Source organism: Microcystis sp. M53603_WE2 (assembly GCF_030065435.1).
Map to the genome: position 1 here is coordinate 1 of NZ_JASJFF010000784.1, position 2,431 is coordinate 2,431.

A 2,431-nucleotide genomic window follows, 5' to 3' on the forward strand; every position below is an offset into this window, starting at 1 on the left:
ACCCTTGTACCCATGGATGAGTATCGGGGAGAAGCGAACACCGTTTCGATCGATTATCCCTATCTGGCCGAGGAAGCCAAGTTAGGTGAGCAAATTCTCCTTGATGATGGCTTATTAGAGCTAAAAATCGTTGAAATTAACGGAAAAGACCTAAAATGTCAAGTGTTGGAGGGAGGAATTCTCAAGAGTCGCAAGGGAGTCAATCTACCCCGTCTCAATTTGCGCTTACCTTCCATGACCGAAAAAGACAAACAAGACCTAGAATTTGGTCTTTCTCAGGGGGTTGATTGGGTTTCCCTCAGTTTTGTTCGTAAAGGAGAAGATATCAAGGCGATTAAGGCATTTTTAGCCGAGAGAAATCATGCGGATATGCCAGTGATGGCTAAAATTGAAAAACCGCAAGCGATCGAAAATTTGGAGTCAATTATCGAGGAATGTGACGGAATTATGGTGGCCCGGGGCGATTTGGGGGTAGAGTTAAGTCCCGAAAAAGTCCCCATGTTGCAAAAACGCATTATCAAACTCTGCAACATGAAAACCATTCCCGTCATCACTGCCACCCAGATGTTAGAAAGCATGATTAACAATCCCCGACCGACTCGGGCCGAGGCTAGTGATGTGGCTAATGCGATTATCGATGGAACCGATGCGGTGATGTTATCGGGGGAATCAGCAGTGGGAGATTTTCCCGTCAAAGCTGTGGCTATGTTGGCCAAAATCGCCCATGATGTGGAAGCGGATGTGAAGTTTGATAATGCTCCCCCCAATCAGTCCGATGAAACTCACGCTCTTAGTGAGGCTTTAGTGGCGATCGATCAAACCCTTGATCTCCGTTATATTGTCACTTTTACCACCTCTGGCTACACTTCGCTACTGGCTTCTAAGGAACGTCCCTCGGTTCCCGTCATTGCCATGACTCCCAATAAACGAGTCTATCACCGTCTCAATCTAGTCTGGGGTGTGATCCCGATTCTTCTTGATCATCAGGTGTCCGTCTTTGAGGATGTGTTAAAGCAAACGGAATCAATTCTGCTTCAGAAAAATCTAGCGCAATCGGGCGATAAAATCCTGATTATGGCGGGAATTCCCATGCAGAAAACTAAAGGCACCAATTTCCTCAAAATTCACAGGATTCCCTAAGTTCTAGGATTCAGGAGTCAGGGTACAGGAGATAGGAGATAGGAGATTATTTCTATTTATTCTCCCCACACCCCACACCCCACACCCTACACCCTACACCCCACTTCCCCACTTCCCCAAGAAAAACTTTTTGCCGCAAACCCTAGATACAGATTTCGGGCGGTGGATTGGTTGTGATAGATGTATAAATATCGATCGCTTGCTATCAATCTTGATGAAAAGACGATATTTTCTGGCTTTTATCGGCTCAATTGTCCTTAGTTGCTTATTATCTCCAGACATAAACCTTTTTTCCTCTACTATCGCCACTGCACAAACCCAGACAATTCTAGTTTCTGCCGCCGCTAGTCTCAAAGATGCCCTAGAAGAAATCAAGCCGGGGTTTGAAAAAGCCCATGGCAACATTAAAGTTAACTATAACTTCGGTGCGTCGGGAGCTTTGCAACAGCAAATTACACAAGGTGCGCCGGCCGATGTTTTCGTCTCGGCCGCGACTAAGCAAATGGACGCTTTAGCAAAAGCTGGTTTAATCGATAGAAGTACCAGAAGAAACCTGCTCACTAATCGCCTAGTTTTAATCGTTCCCAAGAATTCCACCCTAAAAATCAGCGATTTTCGTTCCCTGACTAACAGTAATGTCCAAAGAATTGCCGTGGGTGAACCGCGCAGCGTTCCCGTCGGTCAGTACAGCGAAGAAGTTCTGAAAAATCTCGGCATTTTAGAGCAAATAAAACCAAAACTGGTCTTGGCCAACTCTGTCCGTAATGTTCTCGCCGCCGTAGAAACTGGTAACGCCGATGCTGGCATTGTTTACCTCACCGATGCCAAAATTTCCGACCAAGTAAAAGTAGTGGCTACGGCTGCCAATAATCTCCATTCTCCGATTATTTACCCGATAGCTGTGATAAAAGCTAGTAAAAACCCGCAAGCTGCCAAGACTTTCGCCCAATATCTCACCAGGACAGCCGCTAAAAACATTTTTGAAAAATTCGGCTTCGGAATAGCCAGATAAACAATGCCAGACTTTTCCCCCCTATGGATATCCCTGAAAACCGCCACCATTGCCCTGATAATCATCTTTTTTCTCGGTATTACCGCCGCTTATTGGATGTTGGGCTATCGCGGACGGTGGAAATCCCTAATCGAGGGAGTTTTCATCGCGCCCTTAATCTTGCCCCCGACGGTGGTAGGCTTCATTTTACTGCTCCTATTCGGCAAAAACAGACCATTAGGACAGTTATTAGACCTATTTAACTTTCGCATCGTTTTTACTTGGTATGCCGCCGTTATC

Annotated in this window: 3 protein-coding genes; all 3 read left to right on the forward strand. The window is 45.8% G+C overall.

Annotated elements, in window-relative coordinates:
* Window positions 1-1,140: pyruvate kinase (gene pyk / locus PX481_RS16765; protein WP_288095083.1), on the forward strand; the 1,140-nt coding region annotated here is incomplete at its 5' end.
* A gap of 214 nt (window positions 1,141-1,354) precedes the next feature.
* Window positions 1,355-2,152 (forward strand): molybdate ABC transporter substrate-binding protein, encoded by a 798-nt coding sequence (modA, locus tag PX481_RS16770; RefSeq protein ID WP_288095084.1) that lies wholly within the window; start codon window positions 1,355-1,357, stop codon window positions 2,150-2,152.
* A 3-nt stretch (window positions 2,153-2,155) separates the two neighbouring features.
* A partial coding sequence (locus tag PX481_RS16775; protein ID WP_502888611.1) for a molybdate ABC transporter permease subunit occupies window positions 2,156-2,431 on the forward strand: 276 nt, incomplete at its 3' end.

Bases quoted from the DNA above. Each gene is read 5' to 3' on its own strand.
- modA (WP_288095084.1), top strand. From the start codon at position 1,355: ATGAAAAGACGATATTTTCTGGCTTTTATCGGCTCAATTGTCCTTAGT.